Source organism: Pseudomonas sp. TE12234 (assembly GCF_054061835.1).
In genome coordinates this window covers 1-17,587 of the sequence record NZ_JBSSEP010000020.1, presented here as the reverse complement: position 1 = coordinate 17,587, position 17,587 = coordinate 1, and the positions used below count along the sequence as shown (strand labels likewise).

At 61.2% G+C, this 17,587-nt stretch carries 17 protein-coding genes and 3 pseudogenes; 8 read left to right on the top strand and 12 right to left on the bottom strand.

Annotation, left to right across the window (positions count from 1 at the left end; all coding sequences use genetic code 11):
* Nucleotides 1–30: 30 nt before the first annotated feature.
* Complete coding sequence (locus ACVWYU_RS25085; protein ID WP_457373952.1) at nt 31–342, bottom strand: hypothetical protein; 312 nt, start codon at nt 340–342, stop codon at nt 31–33.
* Nucleotides 343–494: 152 nt separating this feature from the next.
* Here ACVWYU_RS25085 and ACVWYU_RS25080 point away from each other — a divergent pair, with 152 nt between their 5' ends.
* On the top strand, nt 495–1,220 hold the full coding sequence (locus ACVWYU_RS25080) for a response regulator (RefSeq protein WP_457373951.1): 726 nt from the start codon (nt 495–497) through the stop codon (nt 1,218–1,220).
* Nucleotides 1,217–2,551, top strand: coding sequence for an ATP-binding protein (locus ACVWYU_RS25075; protein ID WP_247254973.1), 1,335 nt, complete (start codon nt 1,217–1,219; stop codon nt 2,549–2,551). The genes ACVWYU_RS25080 and ACVWYU_RS25075 overlap by 4 nt, the downstream gene beginning before the upstream one ends.
* Before the next feature lie 26 nt (nt 2,552–2,577).
* Here the strand turns inward: ACVWYU_RS25075 and ACVWYU_RS25070 are convergent.
* The 4 genes and pseudogenes from ACVWYU_RS25070 to ACVWYU_RS25055 all read right to left on the bottom strand — a co-directional run.
* Nucleotides 2,578–3,114, bottom strand: a pseudogene (locus ACVWYU_RS25070) (methyl-accepting chemotaxis protein); the annotation flags it as partial.
* 324 nt (nt 3,115–3,438) lie between these two features.
* A pseudogene (locus ACVWYU_RS25065) lies at nt 3,439–4,332 on the bottom strand (PDC sensor domain-containing protein); the annotation flags it as partial.
* A 480-nt stretch (nt 4,333–4,812) separates the two neighbouring features.
* Nucleotides 4,813–5,157, bottom strand: coding sequence for a hypothetical protein (locus ACVWYU_RS25060; RefSeq protein WP_247254979.1), 345 nt, complete (start codon nt 5,155–5,157; stop codon nt 4,813–4,815).
* Between the two features lie 124 nt (nt 5,158–5,281).
* Entirely contained in the window at nt 5,282–5,815 is a 534-nt protein-coding gene (locus tag ACVWYU_RS25055) for a winged helix-turn-helix transcriptional regulator (RefSeq protein WP_457373950.1), read from the bottom strand.
* A 99-nt stretch (nt 5,816–5,914) separates the two neighbouring features.
* Here ACVWYU_RS25055 and ACVWYU_RS25050 point away from each other — a divergent pair, with 99 nt between their 5' ends.
* Together ACVWYU_RS25050 and ACVWYU_RS25045 are read left to right on the top strand one after the other, a co-directional pair.
* On the top strand, nt 5,915–6,538 hold the full coding sequence (locus tag ACVWYU_RS25050) for an isochorismatase family cysteine hydrolase (RefSeq protein ID WP_457373949.1): 624 nt from the start codon (nt 5,915–5,917) through the stop codon (nt 6,536–6,538).
* A gap of 10 nt (nt 6,539–6,548) precedes the next feature.
* Nucleotides 6,549–8,114: an aldehyde dehydrogenase (NADP(+)) gene (locus tag ACVWYU_RS25045; RefSeq protein WP_457373948.1), complete on the top strand. Its 1,566-nt coding sequence runs from the start codon at nt 6,549–6,551 to the stop codon at nt 8,112–8,114.
* Between the two features lie 7 nt (nt 8,115–8,121).
* Here the strand turns inward: ACVWYU_RS25045 and ACVWYU_RS25040 are convergent, their stop codons facing one another.
* From ACVWYU_RS25040 to ACVWYU_RS25025, 4 genes are all read right to left on the bottom strand, one after another.
* Nucleotides 8,122–9,210: a GGDEF domain-containing protein gene (locus ACVWYU_RS25040; RefSeq protein WP_457373947.1), complete on the bottom strand. Its 1,089-nt coding sequence runs from the start codon at nt 9,208–9,210 to the stop codon at nt 8,122–8,124.
* An 82-nt stretch (nt 9,211–9,292) separates the two neighbouring features.
* On the bottom strand, nt 9,293–10,198 hold the full coding sequence (locus ACVWYU_RS25035; protein ID WP_457373946.1) for a hypothetical protein: 906 nt from the start codon (nt 10,196–10,198) through the stop codon (nt 9,293–9,295).
* Between the two features lie 222 nt (nt 10,199–10,420).
* Nucleotides 10,421–10,618 carry a YbdD/YjiX family protein gene (locus ACVWYU_RS25030; RefSeq protein WP_247254983.1) on the bottom strand — a complete coding sequence of 66 codons (198 nt, stop codon included), beginning with the start codon at nt 10,616–10,618 and terminating at the stop codon, nt 10,421–10,423.
* A gap of 14 nt (nt 10,619–10,632) precedes the next feature.
* Nucleotides 10,633–12,690 (bottom strand): carbon starvation CstA family protein, encoded by a 2,058-nt coding sequence (locus ACVWYU_RS25025; RefSeq protein WP_247254984.1) that lies wholly within the window; start codon nt 12,688–12,690, stop codon nt 10,633–10,635.
* Nucleotides 12,691–13,031: 341 nt separating this feature from the next.
* On the opposite strand from ACVWYU_RS25025, the gene ACVWYU_RS25020 reads away from it, so the two are divergent.
* Both ACVWYU_RS25020 and ACVWYU_RS25015 read left to right on the top strand, forming a co-directional pair.
* Nucleotides 13,032–14,393, top strand: a complete 1,362-nt coding sequence (locus tag ACVWYU_RS25020; RefSeq protein ID WP_090323257.1) for a cache domain-containing protein — start codon at nt 13,032–13,034, stop codon at nt 14,391–14,393.
* A gap of 34 nt (nt 14,394–14,427) precedes the next feature.
* The gene (locus ACVWYU_RS25015; RefSeq protein WP_457373945.1) at nt 14,428–15,060 is read left to right on the top strand and encodes a response regulator; all 633 of its coding nucleotides are present in this window, start codon (nt 14,428–14,430) and stop codon (nt 15,058–15,060) included.
* Between the two features lie 345 nt (nt 15,061–15,405).
* Here ACVWYU_RS25015 and ACVWYU_RS25010 read toward each other — a convergent pair.
* The 3 genes and pseudogenes from ACVWYU_RS25010 to ACVWYU_RS25000 all read right to left on the bottom strand — a co-directional run.
* Nucleotides 15,406–15,888, bottom strand: a pseudogene (locus ACVWYU_RS25010) (FAD-dependent oxidoreductase); the annotation flags it as partial.
* A 105-nt stretch (nt 15,889–15,993) separates the two neighbouring features.
* Nucleotides 15,994–16,335 (bottom strand): hypothetical protein, encoded by a 342-nt coding sequence (locus tag ACVWYU_RS25005; protein WP_390955566.1) that lies wholly within the window; start codon nt 16,333–16,335, stop codon nt 15,994–15,996.
* Between the two features lie 86 nt (nt 16,336–16,421).
* On the bottom strand, nt 16,422–16,640 hold the full coding sequence (locus tag ACVWYU_RS25000; RefSeq protein WP_090323265.1) for a hypothetical protein: 219 nt from the start codon (nt 16,638–16,640) through the stop codon (nt 16,422–16,424).
* Between the two features lie 165 nt (nt 16,641–16,805).
* On the opposite strand from ACVWYU_RS25000, the gene ACVWYU_RS24995 reads away from it, so the two are divergent.
* On the top strand, nt 16,806–17,048 hold the full coding sequence (locus ACVWYU_RS24995) for a hypothetical protein (RefSeq protein WP_390955564.1): 243 nt from the start codon (nt 16,806–16,808) through the stop codon (nt 17,046–17,048).
* A 13-nt stretch (nt 17,049–17,061) separates the two neighbouring features.
* Complete coding sequence (gene osmE / locus ACVWYU_RS24990; protein WP_390955563.1) at nt 17,062–17,412, top strand: osmotically-inducible lipoprotein OsmE; 351 nt, start codon at nt 17,062–17,064, stop codon at nt 17,410–17,412.
* Nucleotides 17,413–17,587 lie beyond the last annotated feature (175 nt).

The following is a 17,587-nucleotide window of genomic DNA, read 5'->3' as shown; positions in this document are numbered from 1 at the left end:
TTCCTTGTACGGCTTGATGGTCCGCGCCGTTCAGGCGTGGACGCGGGTTTGCGGGGTATTTTCCGAGCACTCGATGCGCAGCCGGCCCTGGGTCATGATCCAGTGGATGAACTCGGCAGTCGAAACGCTGTGGATGTACTCCACCCAGTGGTCACTGGTCGGGCTGTAACGCTCGAAGTAGCGGCGCATGATGATCTGGCTCTGATCGCTTGCCAGCTCCAGGCACGTCTGCTGGAAAAGGATCGACGTATCGTGTCCCGGTGCGGTGCTGCGCTGGGTGAGGATCAGGGAACGCGTGGCGTCGTCGCCCTCGGCGCTATAGCTGCTGTTCGTAACCTTCATGGAAGCCCCCCTCTGGAATGGAATGCTCGCAGGGTGCCCGAGGTTTTTTGCCCGACGATGTCCGATTGATGTCCGACGGGAAGAAATATTGCTCGATTGAAATAAATGACCCCGGCATCGAAATGGTTTTAGATGCCTTCTTTTTTTGGCCCATGGATCCTGTGAACGTGAGCAAACTGCTGATCGTCGACGATGATGCGGAAATTCTGTCCTTGCTGAAGAAATTCTTCGTTCAGCATGGCTATGAGGTGGACGTCGCCGCGGATGGCCAGGCCATGTGGGCGGCGATCGCGCGCGGGCGACCGGACACCATCATCCTCGACCTGATGCTGCCCGGTGAGGGTGGCCTGAGCCTGTGTCAGAAAGTGCGGGCGCAGATGGGCGTCCCGATCATCATGCTGACGGCCATGGCCGAGCTGAGCGATCGCATCGTCGGCCTGGAACTGGGGGCCGACGACTACCTCACCAAGCCTTTCGCGCCCCAGGAATTGCTGGCTCGCGTACGCGCCCTGCAACGTCGCGCAGGCGAACAGAAAAGCCACCGCAGCGAACCATCGAGGCCGGTGATTGCCTTCGCCGGTTGGCACCTGGACATCACCTGCCGCGAGCTGCGCTCGCCCGAAGACGTGATGATTCCGCTGTCCGGCGGTGAATTCGACTTGCTGGTGGTGTTCCTCGAGCACCCGCAGCGCATCCTCACCCGCGAGCAACTGATCGACCTGACGCACGGCCAGGGCCACGAGGCCTTCGACCGCAGCATCGATGTGCAGGTCAGCCGGCTGCGACGCAAGATCGAACCGGACAGCAAGCGCCCGGATCTGATCCGTACCGTACGCAATGGGGGTTATATGTTCACGGCCAAGGTCAACCGCTCATGATCTTCCGGATCTTGCACCGCGACACCCTCAGGCGCCGGATTGCCCTGACCATAGTCGCCGCAATGCTGGCTTCGCTAACCCTCAATGCCCTGTTCGTCCAGGTCGCGGGCACCTGGGCGCGTCCGCCGATCGAACGGACCGGTCTGCTGGAACAGATTGCCGCGACCACGCGAGTGATCGAGGCGGCACCGGCGCCGCTGCGCCCACAGTTGGCGAACGCGGCGAGCAACCCGATGCTGGATGTCTCGTGGAGCGCGAACCGCGATTCCTTCGATCTGCCTGCCCGAGGCGCGCAGGTCGAAGCCGGCAAGGTGCCGGTGCTGCAGCAATTGCTCGGTGATGACCGAGGGATGGAAGTGTTCCACCCCGATGACTGGCCGAAGGACAGTTCGCAGGCGCGTTATGTCGCACTGGTGCATCTGGGCGATGGCAGCTGGCTGTCGTTCACGCCCCCCGAACGCAGCTGGGGCCTGAACACCGGTACGCGGATTGCGGTGATCATCGCTTTGGGGCTGGTCGCCACCTTGCTGGTCGCCTGGATTGCCACGCGCCAACTGGCCAATCCACTCCAGCGCTTCGCCAGCGCCGCGAGGCGCTTTGGCGGCGACCTGAGCGCACCGCCGATCAACATCGAAGGCCCCCACGAGATACGCCAGGCCATCATCGCGTTCAACACCATGCAGGCGCAGATCCAGCATTTCATCGGCGAACGCACGCACATGCTCGCGGCCATCTCCCATGACTTGCGCGCCCCGCTGACCCGGATGCGCTTGCGCAGCGAATTCATGGAAGATCTGGACCATCAACGCAAACTGATTCGCGATGTCGAAGAGATGCAATCGATGATCAACGCCGCCCTGGCGTTTTTCCGCGATGACACTCACCTGGAGCAATCCACCGCGTTCGATCTGTCGGAGCTGCTGCAAACCATCATCGACGACTACCGCGACCAGGGCATCGCCATCGGTTTCACCGGACCGGCGCACCTGGTGTATGTCGGCCGGCCGCTGGGGATCAAGCGGGTGATCGTCAACTTGCTGGAAAATGCCGTGAAGTACGGGCAGCGCCCGCGCGCCACACTGAGCCGGGACGACGATTCGGTGTGCATCGACGTCAGCGACAGGGGGCCGGGTATCCCCGACGCGGCCTTGCAACGGGTATTCGATCCGTTCTTCCGCCTCGAAACCTCGCGCAACCGAGACACCGGCGGGGTTGGCCTGGGGCTCTCGGCTGCCCGTGCGATCGTTCGCGAACAGGGCGGGGAACTGTCGTTGAGCAATCGCGAGGGTGGAGGATTGCTGGCGAGGGTGGAGTTGCCGGTGAATGGTTAGGGTCCGCTGGGAGCGAACCCCGTATTTCAATCCCTGAATTGCGTCAGTTGCTGACTCAGGGAGCCGGCCTGATCGCGCAATTGCACTGACTGTTCAAGCAAGCTGCGAATCGCATGATCGTTCTGCTCGGAGATGCGGCTGACGCCCTGGATGGCAACGGACAGTTGCTCGCCGGTGGCGGCCTGGCTTTGAGTCTGACGTGCCACTTCGCTGATGCGCGTCAGAATGTCCTGGGCGTGCTGGCGGATCTGATCGACACCCTGGGCCGAGGTCGTCAATTGCGTGACGCCTTGACGCACGGCCTCGCCGACCTGCTGGACGTTGGCCACGGTGTTGCGCACGTCCGAACCGATGGCACCAATCATCTCGCCGATTTCACCGGTCGAACGGCTGGTCCGTTCCGCCAGTTGCCGCACTTCGTCGGCCACCACGGCAAAGCCACGTCCCTGCTCCCCTGCCCGCGCCGCTTCAATCGCCGCGTTCAGTGCCAACAGGTTGGTCTGATCGGCAATGCTGCGGATCACCGCGATGATCCCGGCGATCTGTTGCGAGCGTTTTTCCAGATCACCCACCGCGCCGGCCACCACGTCCATGGTCTGGTCGATGTGGGTGATGCCGGCCAGGGTCTGGCTCATGTCCCCGGAAATATGCTTGGTCAATACCTCGGTGTTGCGCGCCAGTTGCTCCACGTCCTCGGCTTGCTGGGACATCTCGGTCACCGAATGCGCCAGCGCCGTGACACCGCTGGCCATTTCCTCGGTCGCCGTGTGCTGGGAAGTCGCCCGCTCGGCGACGGCCTGGGTGGTATCGCCCAGGTGATTGGAGATCTGCATCAGCGTGGTGCTGCTATGGCGAATCGACCCCACCAGATCCCCCAGGCGCTGGATGAACTGGTTGAACGCGCCGGCCAGTTTGCCGGTTTCATCGCCGCTGCGTTGTTCGAAACGCAGACCCAGCTCGCCTTCCCAGGCCTGGATTCCGACGGTCAAACCCGACAACGGACGAATCTGCCACGCCAGCAAATGCCACAGCACGATGGCCAGGACCAGCAGCGCCACCAGACCGATAACCACGGCGGTGTAGAGGAAATGATTGATCCCGGCCATGGCTTCGGCGAGCGGGTACGCGACCATCAGCGCCCAATTGTTCGGCGCCTTGCCGATGTGCACCGGTTGCAGCACATAGCCCCAGCCATCGCGCTGGAAGCTGTAGGGTTGGCCCGCCTTGATGGCGTCCCTGGCTGCGGCCGGCAATTCATCCGCCGGTTTGCTCAAGCGCCTGGCATCGGGGTGGCTGGCGTACAGGCCGTCGCTGGAAACCAGCGCGCCGTAGCCTTTGAATGCATCGATGGTCGAGAGCTGGTGGTTGATTCTTTCCAGCGGGATATCGACCCCCGCCACCCCCAGGGCTTTGCCGCCCTGCAACAGCGGCACCATGATCGACACCATCATCACCGACTGGCCACTGCCAGTGCTGTAGGCGAACGGTTCGGAAGCCCACGGCTGGCGGGTATGCAGCGGTCGGTAGTAATACTGGTTGTCGGCGTTTTCCGGGGTGTAACCGGTCAACACCTCGGACTTGAGCGTGCCACCGGCACGGTTCCAGTACGTCAGGTAGCGACCACTGGCATCGTGATTCGGCTGGTTGGCGTAGTCGCTGTCCTTGCCGTCGAATGCGTTCGCTTCCCAGTACTGCCCAAGCCCCAGCAAGTTCGGATTGGCCTCGAACAATTGGCGGGTCATGGCATCGGCCGTCTTGCGGTCGACCTGCTGTTGCTGCATCGCGGTGGCGACACTGGCCAGGGATTCGGCCACGGTAAAACCGGCGCCGAGTTCGACTTCCACTTCCTTGGCATTGGCCTTGACGATGGTGTCGACCAGGGCAAAGGTTTCCTTGATGGATGAGCCATAGGCGATATAGGCAATGGAACCCAGGAGCAGCGCCATGACGACGACGGTTCCGGTCAGCGCCGTCCAGAACAGCTTGAAGTGCAGTGAGCGATTAGGCATTGAGCATTCTCGAAGGAGCGATACGTCAGCCAGCACAGCCCGCGCAAAAATGAGAGTGCAGCAGCCCTGCTGGCAAGTGATTTATAGTTGATATTATTAGGCCACTATATCGAGGCGCGAGGGGCTGATGCAACCTAAATGAACAACTGCTCAGCAAGAAAAAAAGGCCTGAAAAGTCTGGCCGATCACTGCGCTCAGACGCGCCGGGCAGAGCGCGCCGAGGTCATGGAATCCGAACGACCGGGATGTCGTTCAAAGGCATTCCTGCGCGGCGCGTTCAAGCCGCGAAGGCCCGAAGGTCGACGCCAAAAACGCACGCTCATACAAAAACACTTTGCCACCATTGGAAGCCTTGTCCTTGTAGGCCTCGAGCACATCGTCCGCCGCGACTTTGCTGGACACGACAATCCGGTAGCTGCGCTGAGTCTCGGTCACGGTGGTTTTCAGCGAGCCATCCTGCAGTTTCGGCAGCACGCAATGGGCGTAGTCGGCGGGAGCCTTGCGGGTCTGCAAGGTCAGCGTCGGGTCGTTCGGGGCTGAAGCACAGCCCGACAACAGCAAGGATGCGACAAGCGCCTGCCGGGTCAACATTTTCATCGCGCAAGTTCCTTGGAAAGCATGTTGGATGCGCGGGATTTTCCTTGTTTACCGCCAACAACAGAACTTGAGATCAATGATGATCACTATTGCCAGAAGCAATAGTCATCTGCAGCGCCGGTGCTTACCCGGCCTTGTCGCCCACCGCTTCGGGCGTTGCGCGATGGCCCTTGAACGCATCACGCCGCGCCTGTCGCTCCAGGGCATAGGCGGCACTCGGCTCGCTGATCAGTTCTTCGCGGCGCAACAGCTCGCCGCAATGCTCACACAGCGGCCCCAGGCCGGCCGGCTGACCGCAGGTCTGGTGGGTATAACGCACGGCCAACGTCTCCCCTTCTGACTTGCACCAGGTTTCGCCCCAGGCACGCAGGGCGAGAATCACCGGGTAAAAGGCCTGGCCTTTTTCCGTGAGGTGGTACTCATGGCGCAGCGGCCGCTCACTGTAGGCCCGACGCTCGATCAGCCCGTCGGTCTCCAGGCTTTTCAGGCGTGCCGCGACCATCTGCGGGGTGCCTCCGGTCTGCGCCTGGATCTCGTCGAATCGATGGCTGCGCATGAACAATTCGCGCAATACCAGCACGGTCCAGCGATCTCCGACGACTGACTCGGCCCGTGAAATCGGGCACAAGGTTTCAGGACTATTCTGTTTAACCGCCATACGGTCTTGCCTCTTTCATACTTACTATGATTATCATATCTACACCGTGCCACAGCAAGCCCAATGCACAGCTCCACCTACATGCGAGGAAAATCCGTCATGTCAAACACTGCCTACCCCCTTGATCGGACCGCTTACCTGCTGGTCGATCCTTACAACGACTTTCTGTCCGAGGGCGGCAAAGTCTTCCCGTTGATCAAGCCGATCGCCGAGCAAGTCGGCCTTCTCGATAACCTGCGCGCCCTCGATCGCACGGTCCGTGGCCTCGACATTCCGGTGGTTATCGTACCGCACCGTCGCTGGGAAAAAGGCGACTACGAAAACTGGGATCACCCAAGCCCGTCCCAATGCAAGATCCAGCACATGCACCACTTCGCCCGCGGTGAATGGGGCGGGGAATGGCACCCGGATTTCGCGCCGAAAGCCGGTGACGTCGTGATTTCCGAGCACTGGGGCTCGAGCGGTTTTGCCAACACCGACCTGGATTTTCGCCTCAAGCAACGGGGCATCACCCACGTGATCATCGTCGGTCTGCTGGCCAATACCTGCATCGAGGCCACCGCCCGGTACGCCCAGGAACTCGGCTACCACGTCACCCTGGTGCGAGATGCCACCGCGGCATTCAAGCCGGAAATGATGCACGCCGCCCACGAACTGAACGGCCCGACTTTCGCCCACGCGATTGTCACGACAGATGAACTCATCGCCACTCTGGCGCAGTGAGGCGCACACCATGAAACTGACCGGAAACCTGCTGATCGGCGCCCATGAAATCCCTGCCACCGAAGGGACCCTGAAGGCGCTCAACCCCGCGACCAACCAGTTCATCGAGCCGGATTTCGCCCTGGGCGGCGTCGCGCAAGTGGACCAGGCCGCAATCCTGGCCGACGAGGCGTTTGACGCCTACAGCCATACTTCGCTCGCCGAGCGTTCGGCCTTCCTGGAACGCATCGCCGACAATCTCGACGCGGCCAGCACAGCGCTGGCGGCACGGGCATCGCTGGAAACCGGCCTGCCCGAGGCGCAACTGCAAGGTGAAGCCGCAAAGGCCGCCACCCAGTTCCGCCAGTTCGCCGCTGTCGTGCGCAAAGGACGTTTCCTGCAACTGGCCATCGATCCGGCACAGCCTGAGCGTCAGCCACGCCCCCGCATGGATCATCGCTTGCAGAAAATCGCCATCGGCCCGGTGGCGATCTTCGGCGCGAGCAACTTCCCCATCAGTTATTCAGTGGCCGGCGGCGACACCGCCTCGGCCCTGGCGGCGGGCGCAACGGTGGTGCTCAAGGCCCATAACGCCCATCCAGGCGCCTCGGAAATTCAGGCCCGGGCCATTCGCCAAGCGGTGCAGGACAGTGGTTTGCCTGAAGGGGTGTTCTCGATGGTGCGCGGCAGCGGCAATTCAATTGGCGAAGCCCTGGTCGACCATCCGTTGATCAAGGCCGTGACCTTCACCGGCTCGGAACAGGGTGGCATGGCGCTCTATCGGCGTGCGCAACTGCGCCCGGAACCGATTCCGGTGTTTACCGAGATGACCAGCGTCAACCCCACCTTCATCCTGCCCCTGGCGCTGGCCGAACGGGGTGCGTCAATCGGTGACGGTTTTGCCGAACGCATGTTGGTCAATGTCGGCCAGGCCTGCCTCAAACCGGCCATCCTGATCGCCATCGAAGGGCCAGGCTTTACCGCCTTGCGCGCCGGCATGATCAAGCGCGTCACCGAGGCGGCAGCACGTCCGATGCTGACGCCGGGGATTCACGCCGCCTACGTCAGCGGTCTGGATCACTTGCAAAGTGTCGGCGCCACACAGGTGGCCGCAGGCCTGGCCGCCCATGGCGACCTGGACGGTCAATCCGCGTTGCTGGAAGTCGACGGCCAGCGTTTCCTCAGCGAGACCGCACTGGCCCACGAAGTGTTCGGGCCGGCGGCGCTGCTGGTCAAGGTCAGGGATGAGGCGGAAATGCTGGCGGTCGCACGGGCGCTTCGCGGTCAGCTCAGCGCGGCCATGCACCTTGAAGCGGGTGATCTGGGACTGGCGCAACGTTTGTTGCCGGTACTGGAGCGGCGCACCGGGCGGATTGTGGTCAATGCCTTTGCCCATCCGCAGGAGGTGTCCTTCGCCACCATCCATGGCGGACCGTTTCCGGCGTCCTCGGACAGCCGCTTCACCTCGGTGGGCATGACGTCTATCGAGCGCTTCTTGCGCCCGGTGTCGTATCAGGGCTTTCCCGATGCGCTGTTGCCCGAGGCCCTGCGCGAGAGCAATCCCCTGGGCGTTCCGCGTAGCGTGGACGGCCAGTAAGCGTCAATCATGACCCGGCATTCAGGGGGTCACTGCTCGAATGCCGGTTCTTTTCCATGGCTTGCACCTGGTTGCGCCCATTGCGCTTGGCCTGGTACAGCCCGTCATCGGCGCGGGTCAGCAGGCTTTCCAGGGTGTCACCGGGCTCAGCGAAGGCGACCCCGAAGGACGCGGTAATGGTATCGAGCACGGTGTCGGTGCCGCGCGCCTTGATCCGCAATGCCTGGACTTTCAGTCGCAGCTGCTCGGCGTAGGCCTTGGCCGCGGTGAGATCGGCGCATTGTTCGAGCACCACGCAGAATTCCTCACCGCCATAGCGGGCGGCAAACCCGTTGGCTGGAAGCGCACCGCGCAGTACCTGGCCCACGTGCTGAAGCACCCGGTCGCCCAGCGGATGGCCGTACAGATCGTTGAATTGCTTGAAATGGTCGATATCCAGCATGACCAGGGCCACGCCCCGGGAAGCCTTGCCCAGTGCCTGTTCGAGCAAGCGTGTGAAGGCCGAACGGTTGAGCAGTTCGGTCAGGCCATCCATTGTCGCGGCCCGTTGCGCACGCTCCAGTTTGTCGCGCAGGCTTTTGATTTCGCTTTGCGCCGACTGCAACTGGGCGAGGAAGTGTTCCTGCTGGCTCTGCATCAGCCGGGTGCTCTGCTGCAATTCGCTCAAGATGTCCGGCAGACGCGCGTCGACCGGTTCTTCGAGCATCTCCATGCACTGGCCAAGACGGTTCTGAAACGTCAGATTGCCCTTTACGCTGCGCGAGACGTCCCGCTCCATGCCATCGACCAGGCTGATGACCTGCTGCTGCTCGGCGCGGGCATCCTCCAGTTCGTCACGGATGATGTACTCGCGAAACAGCTTGGTGGCGGATTCCGGCGGAAAGTAGTCGAAGTCTCTGAGCACCCGGTCCAGGTGGCGATTGAGCTCCGGGTCCTGGCCCTTGCTGTAGGTGTACCAGAGTGCGTAATGCACAGGATTGGGCGGAATGTTGTGGCGGACCATCAGGGGCACGGCCTGCTTGAGCAAAGCCGCCGCCTCCCGAGTGTCTTCCGGGTACAGCGCTAAAACATTCGCACGCGATTCTGATTGGCTCATGGCATCACTGTGGTTGTTTATCTTTGGCATTCGGACAGTGCGGGGGAGCATACCGATACGCCCGACAAACGGCTATCCAAAACTAGCGGATTTCTGCCAGTGAACAGGGTTCGATGAACCCGCAACCAAGGATTTCGTCCAGGCGTTTACGATCGCTCACTCGACGAAACAGCCCTGGCGTGCGCCACGGCGCGTGACCGTCAACGTTGGGCGCGCCCACCCCGGCCCGTACGTCGTCGATCAGCAGGGAGCGGGTTTCAAACGAAATGCGCGTCAATCCGGTGCAGTTACCCACGCCGGCATGGGCATGCGCCCCGGAAAAAGCAATCAGGCTCCCCGGTGCGAGTTCAACGGCAATCCCCTGCTGCGGGTCAATGGCTTCCAGCAGATGCGGGATGGCCTCGTCGGCATCCACTGCATTACGACCGTCGCGATGGGAGCGATCAAGGATCGCCCGCATATCGAAATCGGCGCTGGAATTGCGCAGCGATCGCTGCCACAGGTGCGGATACAAGGCAAAAGTCCGCCCCGCCGTGATCGGATAAATCGGCGCCCACCAGTTGGTTTGCGCATAGAGATTGGAGCCCCAGGTATCGCGGTGAAAGGCGATGGTAGCCGTGGTTCGGGCGCGCGGCGTCGATTGCCGGGGTTCTCGGTGGGGCTGAAAACGCAGGTGCAAACGGTCACAGGCCAGGGCATCGGCGGCCATCCCCAGGCTTTCCAGCACGGCCTGCCAACGCTGGCGGATCTCGGTCGCGCCGGCGAAAGCGCTCTGACATTGGGCAAAACGTAGCGTCTGCTCGCGGTGGCACAGATAACGATGGATCTCCTGCGGCGCCCAGGGATGCAGCGCGTCTTCCAGCAACGCTCGGGTCAATGCCACCAGCGCTGACATGGCTGGCAACTCAGTGACGCGAATGATCTCGCCGGCATAGATCCGATCATGAAACTGCCGGGCGCTGCCCGGTATTGCCAGCGAGCTGTACATGAGCTGATCTCCCCTGACGTTGCGCGCTTGACTGTAGCGGCAAGCCGATTGCGCCGGGAAGCACCAGATGGGGTGGAAAAAGGCGGATCAGTTCAAAGGCAACCCGTCCGGCACAGCCTGCCGAGTGAAACGAAAAAAGCCCTGCACGCGCAAACATGCAGGGCTTGCTGGTCAGGCTGACCTTCTCGTTCAACCGGCCTGAGCGGCCGGTTTTTCATTCGCTCAACAACACTTCGGTCCAGCCTTGCTGCCGTAACGGGCTTCCTGGCGTTCGCGGAAGAACGCCTCGTAGTCCATCACCGGTTGGTCCGGGTGTTTGTTTTGCATGTGCTCGACGTAGTTGTCGTAGTCGGGCATGCCGACCATCAGGCGTGCGGCCTGACCGAGGTATTTACCAAGGCGACTCAGGTCATTGAACATGGTGCAATCCTCGTTTACGCCTCCGGCAGGGCCTGGAATGGCGCTTCTTTGTCCGTACGCTCTTTTGTACCCCAGGCCGCGACACCGACCTTGAGCGCAAAGAACAGGATGCTGAACACCACGAACAGGAACAGCGCGGTCAGTGTGGCGTTGGTGTAGGCGTTGAATATCACATGCTGCATCTGGTCAATGTTCTTGGCCGGAGCCAGCACCTGACCGTTGGCCAGCGCATCGCTGTATTTTTTCGCCAGCGACAGGAAGCCGATCGCCGGGTTGGCGTCGAACAGCTTGATGAAACCGGCGGTGGTGGTGCAGATCAGCAACCACACCGCAGGCAACAGCGTGACCCAGACGTAGCGCTGGCGCTTCATCTTGATCAGCACGACGGTGCCAAGCATCAGCGCGATACCGGCCAGCATCTGGTTGGAGATGCCGAACAGCGGCCACAAGGTGTTGATGCCACCCAGTGGATCGATCACGCCCTGGTACAGCAGGTAACCCCACATCGCCACGCACCCGGCGGTCGCGATCAGGTTGGCGGTCCAGGAGTCGGTACGGCGCAGCGCCGGCACGAAGGAACCCAGCAGGTCCTGCAGCATGAACCGCCCGGCACGGGTACCGGCGTCGACCGCCGTCAGGATGAACAGGGCTTCGAACAGGATCGCGAAGTGGTACCAGAACGCCATGGTGTTTTCACCCGGCAGCACGTGGTGCAGGATCTGCGCGATACCGACCGCCAGGGTCGGCGCACCACCGGCACGGGCCAGGATGGTGGTTTCACCGATGTCCCTGGCAACCGCTTGCAGGGCGTCCGGGGTGATGGCGAAGCCCCAGCTACTGACGGTTTGCGCGACGCTCACGGCATCGGCACCGACCACGGCGGCCGGGCTGTTCATGGCGAAATACACGCCTGGATCGATCACCGAGGCGGCGACCATGGCCATGATGGCGACGAAGGATTCCATCAGCATGCCGCCGTAACCGATGTAACGGGCATGACCTTCACTGGCGAGCAGCTTCGGCGTGGTGCCCGAAGCGATCAGCGCGTGGAAACCGGACACCGCGCCACAGGCGATGGTGATGAACAGGAACGGGAACAGCCCGCCCTTCCACACCGGCCCGGTGCCGTCGATGAACTGGGTCAGCGCCGGCATTTTCAGCTCGGGCATGGTCACCAGGATGCCGATGGCCAGGGCGACGATGGTGCCGATCTTGAGGAAGGTCGACAGATAATCCCGTGGCGCCAGGATCAGCCATACCGGCAGAACGGCCGCGACGAAGCCGTAGCCAATCAGCATCCAGGTGATCTGGATACCGGTGAAGGTAAAGACCTTGGCCCACGCCGGATCGGCGGCAATCTGCCCGCCCAGCCAGATCGAACCCAGCAACAGCACCACGCCGATCACCGAGATTTCACCGATGCGGCCCGGACGGATGTAGCGCATGTAGATGCCCATGAACATCGCGATCGGGATGGTCGCCATCACCGTGAACATGCCCCACGGGCTATCCGCCAGGGCCTTGACCACGATCAGCGCCAGCACCGCGAGGATGATGATCATGATCAGGAAGCAGCCGAACAGCGCGATGGTTCCGGGAATGCGGCCCATTTCTTCACGGACCATGTCGCCCAGGGAGCGGCCATTGCGGCGGGTGGACATGAACAGGACCATGAAGTCCTGCACGGCGCCAGCCAGCACCACGCCGGCGATCAGCCACAGCGTGCCGGGCAGGTAGCCCATTTGCGCCGCCAACACCGGACCGACCAGCGGACCCGCGCCGGCGATGGCCGCGAAGTGGTGACCGAAGAGCACGTGTTTGTTGGTCGGTACGTAGTCCAGACCATCGTTGTTGAGCACAGCCGGTGTGGCTCGATTGGGGTCGAGCTGCATCACTTTATTGGCGATGAACAGGCTGTAGTAACGGTAGGCAACCAGATAGATAGCGACGGCTGCGACGACGATCCACAGGGCGTTGATCGCTTCGCCGCGGCGCAGGGCCACGACACTCAGCGCAATCGCTCCCAGGACAGCCACGGCAAACCAGGCGAGGTGTTTAGCCAGACGGGGCATAGAATGTCTCCTGCCGACAGCCGGTGGACTGCGGCGGTAATTTTTATAATTGTGTCCGCATTGCGGAGCTGGCCCAATATCCGCGCATGCCGTCCACAAATAAATCCGCGTTACTACGTATGCGATTTCTACGTAGTTCTACGTAGACGACCGCCAATCCCCTGTAGGAGCGAGCCTGCTCGCGATGGACGTCAGGGCAACGCGGGCATTCAGACAACCCGCGTCATCGTTGAGGACCATCGCGAGCAGGAGATCTGCATCGACCAGCGGACCTTTGGCTATCTCCTACAAGGTGCCTGTTTGGCATATGATCCCGAGCCTTCGCGGGGGCAGGAGTCAAGATGCAGCTCAAACACAAAATCGTCGCGCTCGGAATTCTGCCGCTGGTGCTGGCCATCGCCGTCATCTGCGCGCTGGTGATTTCCCTCAATCGCCAACTGGGTGACCAACAGGCGCAGCTGATCGAAGACAGCATTCTGGCAAGCAAGCGGGCCGAACTGAAAAACTACGTGGAAATGGCGCAAAGTCTGATCGCGCCGCTGTACGACGACGGTCACGGGGACGCGCATGCCCAGCAACAGGTGCTCGAAGAACTGCGCAAGCTGAGCTTTGGCATCAACGGCTACTTCTTCGTCTATGACCACGAGGGCCGCAGCCTGATGCACGCGCGGCAGTCGGAGCTGGTGGGCAAATACCTGTGGGACATGAAAGACCCCCACGGTTTGCCGGTGATCCAGGCGTTGCTCAAAAGCGCGCAATCGGGCGAAGGCTTTCAACGCTACGCCTGGAACAAACCCTCGTCAGGACAGGTGACCGACAAGCTCGCTTATGTGGTGATGCTCGACCGTTGGGGCTGGATGCTCGGCACCGGCATCTACCTCGAAGACGTCGAACGCGCCACCCAGCAGGCCCGCGCCGAAGTCGCCCAGGGCATCCGCAAAACCATGATGGCGATTGCCGTGGTGGCACTGGTGGCGGTGTTGTTCGTGTTCGCCACCGGCATGACCCTCAATGTCAGCGAGCATCGTCTGGCGGATAAAAAACTGCAGCGCCTGACCCAGCGCATTGTCAGCCTGCAGGAAGAAGAACGATCACGGGTTTCCCGCGAACTGCATGACGGCATCAGTCAGGTGCTGGTGTCGATCAAGTTTCAGTTCGAACTGGCCAGCCATGTTCTGGAAAACGGACAGGACAAGGGCCTGGGCATCTTGAGAGACGCCACCGAACGCCTGGGCGAAGCGATTGGCGAAGTGCGCAGCCTCTCCCACGACCTGCGCTCGTCCTTGCTCGACACCCTGGGCCTGCCGGCCGCCATTGGCCAACTGGCCGCCGAATTCGAGCAGCGCAGCGGGCTGACGGTGACTTACAACGACAACGAATTCGACTGCCAGTTAGTCGATGGCGCCGCCGTTTCGCTGTTTCGTATCGTGCAGGAAGGCCTGACCAACATCGAACGCCACGCCCAGGCCAAAAACGTCTCCATCACCTTGCATGGCTCTGAAGAAAACGTGCGCCTGACCGTGGTCGATGACGGCGTCGGTTTCAACGTCGCTCAGGTCGAGCGTCGTCACGCGGGCATTGGCTTGCGTAATATCCGCGAACGGGTCGAACATTTTGGCGGCCGCGTCGAGTTGATTTCGATGCCGGGAAAAAGCTCGCTGGACGTTCTGCTTCCCATGAAACCCTCAGGCAGCCAACGCTGACCGTGCCCAAGAACAACATGAGTGAATGCCTACGATGACCCTGCCCTCCCCGATCCGCGTCGCCCTGGTTGACGATCACTCCCTGGTCCGTGACGGGATCAAGGCGCTGCTGGCCGTGATGGCGCCCCTGGAAGTGGTGGGAGAAGCCGAGAGCGGCGCCGAGGCCATCGAGATGGTCGGGCGCTGTCAGCCGGACCTGTTGCTGGTCGATATCAGCCTGCGGGACATGAACGGCCTTGAACTGACCCGCGTCCTGCGCAGCCAGCACCCTGCACTCAAGGTGCTGGTGCTGAGCATGTACGATAACTATGAGTACGTGAGTGAGTCGGTGCGCTCCGGCGCCAGCGGCTACGTGCTGAAAAACGCGCCGTCACGGGAGATCATCGCCGCCATCGAGGCCATCACCAGCGGCGGCACCTTCTACAGCGCCGAGATTGCCCAGCGGCTCATCGCCGATAAAAACACTGACAATGAGCTGACCCCCCGAGAAAGCCAGGTGCTGTACAAAATGGCCCAGGGCCTGAACAACAAGGAAATGGCGCGAGCGCTGGACATCAGCGTGCGCACGGTGGAAACCCATCGCCTGAGCATCCGTCGCAAGCTCAACATCGACAAGCCCGCGGCGCTGGTCAAATACGCGATCGACCACGGGATCATTTCGCGCTAAGGCATATCGGCCCTGCGTGATCGATCTGGGTTCATTTGCGAGATAAACCTGCAGGAGCCGACAAGCCGGCTCCAGATATCGTGCATGACAACTCAACTCCACCTGCTTAAGCGAGGGGGGAGGCTGAATTGCAGGCAAAAAAAAATCCCAGGCAGCTGATGGACGCCTGGGATTTAAAAATGCATAAACCGTGGTGGTGAACGCGGCGCGGATATTACGGAATATTTCGCCGTGTAACAAGATATTTTAATTAACCATGCAGTTACTAAACGTTCTAACCCTCTAAATATCCTGACATTTTTTAAGGCTAAGGTAGAAAGCACCTTAACTTTGTCTTGCCCGGACTCAGGCAATCGGGATCAGTGGGTCCGCTGCCGCCCATGCTATGGCGCGGTCTGCCGCTGGCGGATAGATCCACAGCGTATTGATCTGGGTTTTGAGCGACTTGCCTTCCTGCTTGATCAGCTTGACCTGACGATCCCAACCTTCGGTGTAAACCGCACCCCAGGCGCCCAGGTCCAGGCAGGTCACGTATTTCGGCTGGCTGTACGGTGTCGGGTCCACGCCGAGGATCTGCGCGGCGACGTTATGACCGGCATGGCGACCCAGGACAATGGCGTGCTGGCAGGTCATCAAGGCGTGGTTGCCGATGTCGTCGGAGGCCGCATAAGCGACGTCACCAGTCGCGTAGATGTCGTCCTGGCCAATGACTTTCAAGTGGGCATCGACGTGCAGGCGGCCGAGGTGATCGCGTTCGGCGGGGATCTGTTCGGTCAGCGAACTGGCACGCACACCGGTCGTCCAGACCACCGTCCTCGCGTCGATGCGCAGGTAGACAGCTGGATGAATGATCGTCGGGAAAAGAAAGGCACCAGCAGTGCCCAAGCCAGCGACGATCAGCTCATCCAGATCACTGATATTTCAAGCTGAACCCTACAGACAGTCACGCATTGCCTTTTGCAGTGCGCCTGACTTTGCCCAAGGCGGCCCCTGATAAAGCGACACGCGGCTGCCATCCTTGTACTTCACGATGTCCAGAATTTCATCGGCGGTGACGATGCTGGGCGCGGTAATCCTGTAGCCGTTGGAAATCGAGGTCTGGGTGGTATGGGATACTTCTTTCTGCCACGCCGGCAACACACACGCTGCCACTTCTTTCGGCACTTTCGTACTGTATTTGCTGACATTCGGCTCGCCTGGAACCAATGAAGCCGGCAACGAGCAACCCGCCAGTAACGCCAACACGGCTCCCCCCATCAACATCCGACTCTGCATTCAAAGTGCCCTTAATCTGAAAACGTGAAATGTAGCGTGTCGCGGTCCTTACATCCATTTCTTACATCCGTTCCTGAAAAAAAATCTCAGCAGTTGGCAGGGTCATCCGTGGTGCCGGGATAGGAACGCGTATTGAGATAGGTCATCCACCGCTCATAGGCCTCATGCTGCCATCGCGTGACCCGCTCCCATTCCGGCCCGCTGAGCTGATGCGCGGAAATCAGACTCATCATTTCGCTGGTAGCCGCGTCCAGGTCGGCGATCAGCGCGTGTGCCTGCGCCCTGAAGTCATCGGTCGTCGTCATTTGAAGGTCCCCCCAGCCGGAAAATCGATACCTCAATACGACCGCGAATTTTCCCGTTCGCGCAAACTTCCCGACCAAAGGAAGCCGCGCAGTATCAGACGAACACAACGCCCGGGCCGGGAAATGGGTCTAAAATTTCCTAGCGCAGACATTCAGGAGGTCATCATGTGGCTTAACGAGTCGGAACAAGAACTTCGCCGCGACTTGCAGAGCGTTGCGTCGGACCTCAGATGGTCCGCCGTCGAACTGCTGCGCATCGCCGAACAGTTGCGTCAGGCCGGCAATGATGTAGACGCGCAGGCCGCCCTCAGGCTTTGCGATGTCTTCCAGAGCGATGAAGGACGATTGGCCGGTTACGCCGAAGAAGTCAAAGCCCGGGCCATCAGTCGAACCACCCGGACAAACTGAGCGGAGCGCTGCCATGAACAGCCCCCTGTGCACGCTGGTCGTACTGCTGACGGCGTTGAGTGGCTGCAATACCGACTCTCAAGTCTTCCGCAATCAACCGCTGGTGGCCAAAGTCGAAACCGGCATGAGCAAGGAGCAAGTCCAGCAAATCGGCGGCCCGCCGCTGTCGATCACGGACCGCAGCGTTGAACCCGGCACCTGTTTTGATTACCGGCTGACCCAGTCTGGCCAACAGCAGCCATACAACGTCAGCTTCGACAGCCGGGGCAAGGTCGACCACACCAGCTTCATGACCTGTGCAGAATGGAGTCGCGCACAGCAAAAAGCCAGGGAGCCTTCCCATTCCAGTGGCGGCGGCTACTGACCACCGCGCCACCATCAAAAAGCCCCGGCATGCCGCAGTGCTGTTCAGATAAGAGATAGAGCGAGCAATCAATAACCTGTGGCGGGGGGGGGGGGGGGCCCCGGGGGGGGGCGCCCCCCCCAAAAAATTGAGGGCTGCGCGCGCCCCCGGGGGCACGCCCCCCCCCCCCCGCACA

Bases quoted from the DNA above. Each gene is read 5' to 3' on its own strand.
- ACVWYU_RS25085 (WP_457373952.1), bottom strand. From the start codon at position 342: ATGAAGGTTACGAACAGCAGCTATAGCGCCGAGGGCGACGACGCCACG.
- ACVWYU_RS25050 (WP_457373949.1), top strand. From the start codon at position 5,915: ATGTCAAACACTGCCTACCCCCTTGATCGGACCGCTTACCTGCTGGTC.
- osmE (WP_390955563.1), top strand. From the start codon at position 17,062: ATGAACAGCCCCCTGTGCACGCTGGTCGTACTGCTGACGGCGTTGAGT.
- ACVWYU_RS25080 (WP_457373951.1), top strand. From the start codon at position 495: ATGGATCCTGTGAACGTGAGCAAACTGCTGATCGTCGACGATGATGCG.
- ACVWYU_RS25025 (WP_247254984.1), bottom strand. From the start codon at position 12,690: ATGCCCCGTCTGGCTAAACACCTCGCCTGGTTTGCCGTGGCTGTCCTG.
- ACVWYU_RS25030 (WP_247254983.1), bottom strand. From the start codon at position 10,618: ATGTTCAATGACCTGAGTCGCCTTGGTAAATACCTCGGTCAGGCCGCA.
- ACVWYU_RS25055 (WP_457373950.1), bottom strand. From the start codon at position 5,815: ATGGCGGTTAAACAGAATAGTCCTGAAACCTTGTGCCCGATTTCACGG.
- ACVWYU_RS25045 (WP_457373948.1), top strand. From the start codon at position 6,549: ATGAAACTGACCGGAAACCTGCTGATCGGCGCCCATGAAATCCCTGCC.
- ACVWYU_RS25000 (WP_090323265.1), bottom strand. From the start codon at position 16,640: ATGACGACGACCGATGACTTCAGGGCGCAGGCACACGCGCTGATCGCC.
- ACVWYU_RS25005 (WP_390955566.1), bottom strand. From the start codon at position 16,335: ATGCAGAGTCGGATGTTGATGGGGGGAGCCGTGTTGGCGTTACTGGCG.
- ACVWYU_RS25015 (WP_457373945.1), top strand. From the start codon at position 14,428: ATGACCCTGCCCTCCCCGATCCGCGTCGCCCTGGTTGACGATCACTCC.
- ACVWYU_RS25075 (WP_247254973.1), top strand. From the start codon at position 1,217: ATGATCTTCCGGATCTTGCACCGCGACACCCTCAGGCGCCGGATTGCC.
- ACVWYU_RS25035 (WP_457373946.1), bottom strand. From the start codon at position 10,198: ATGTACAGCTCGCTGGCAATACCGGGCAGCGCCCGGCAGTTTCATGAT.
- ACVWYU_RS25040 (WP_457373947.1), bottom strand. From the start codon at position 9,210: ATGAGCCAATCAGAATCGCGTGCGAATGTTTTAGCGCTGTACCCGGAA.
- ACVWYU_RS24995 (WP_390955564.1), top strand. From the start codon at position 16,806: ATGTGGCTTAACGAGTCGGAACAAGAACTTCGCCGCGACTTGCAGAGC.
- ACVWYU_RS25020 (WP_090323257.1), top strand. From the start codon at position 13,032: ATGCAGCTCAAACACAAAATCGTCGCGCTCGGAATTCTGCCGCTGGTG.
- ACVWYU_RS25060 (WP_247254979.1), bottom strand. From the start codon at position 5,157: ATGAAAATGTTGACCCGGCAGGCGCTTGTCGCATCCTTGCTGTTGTCG.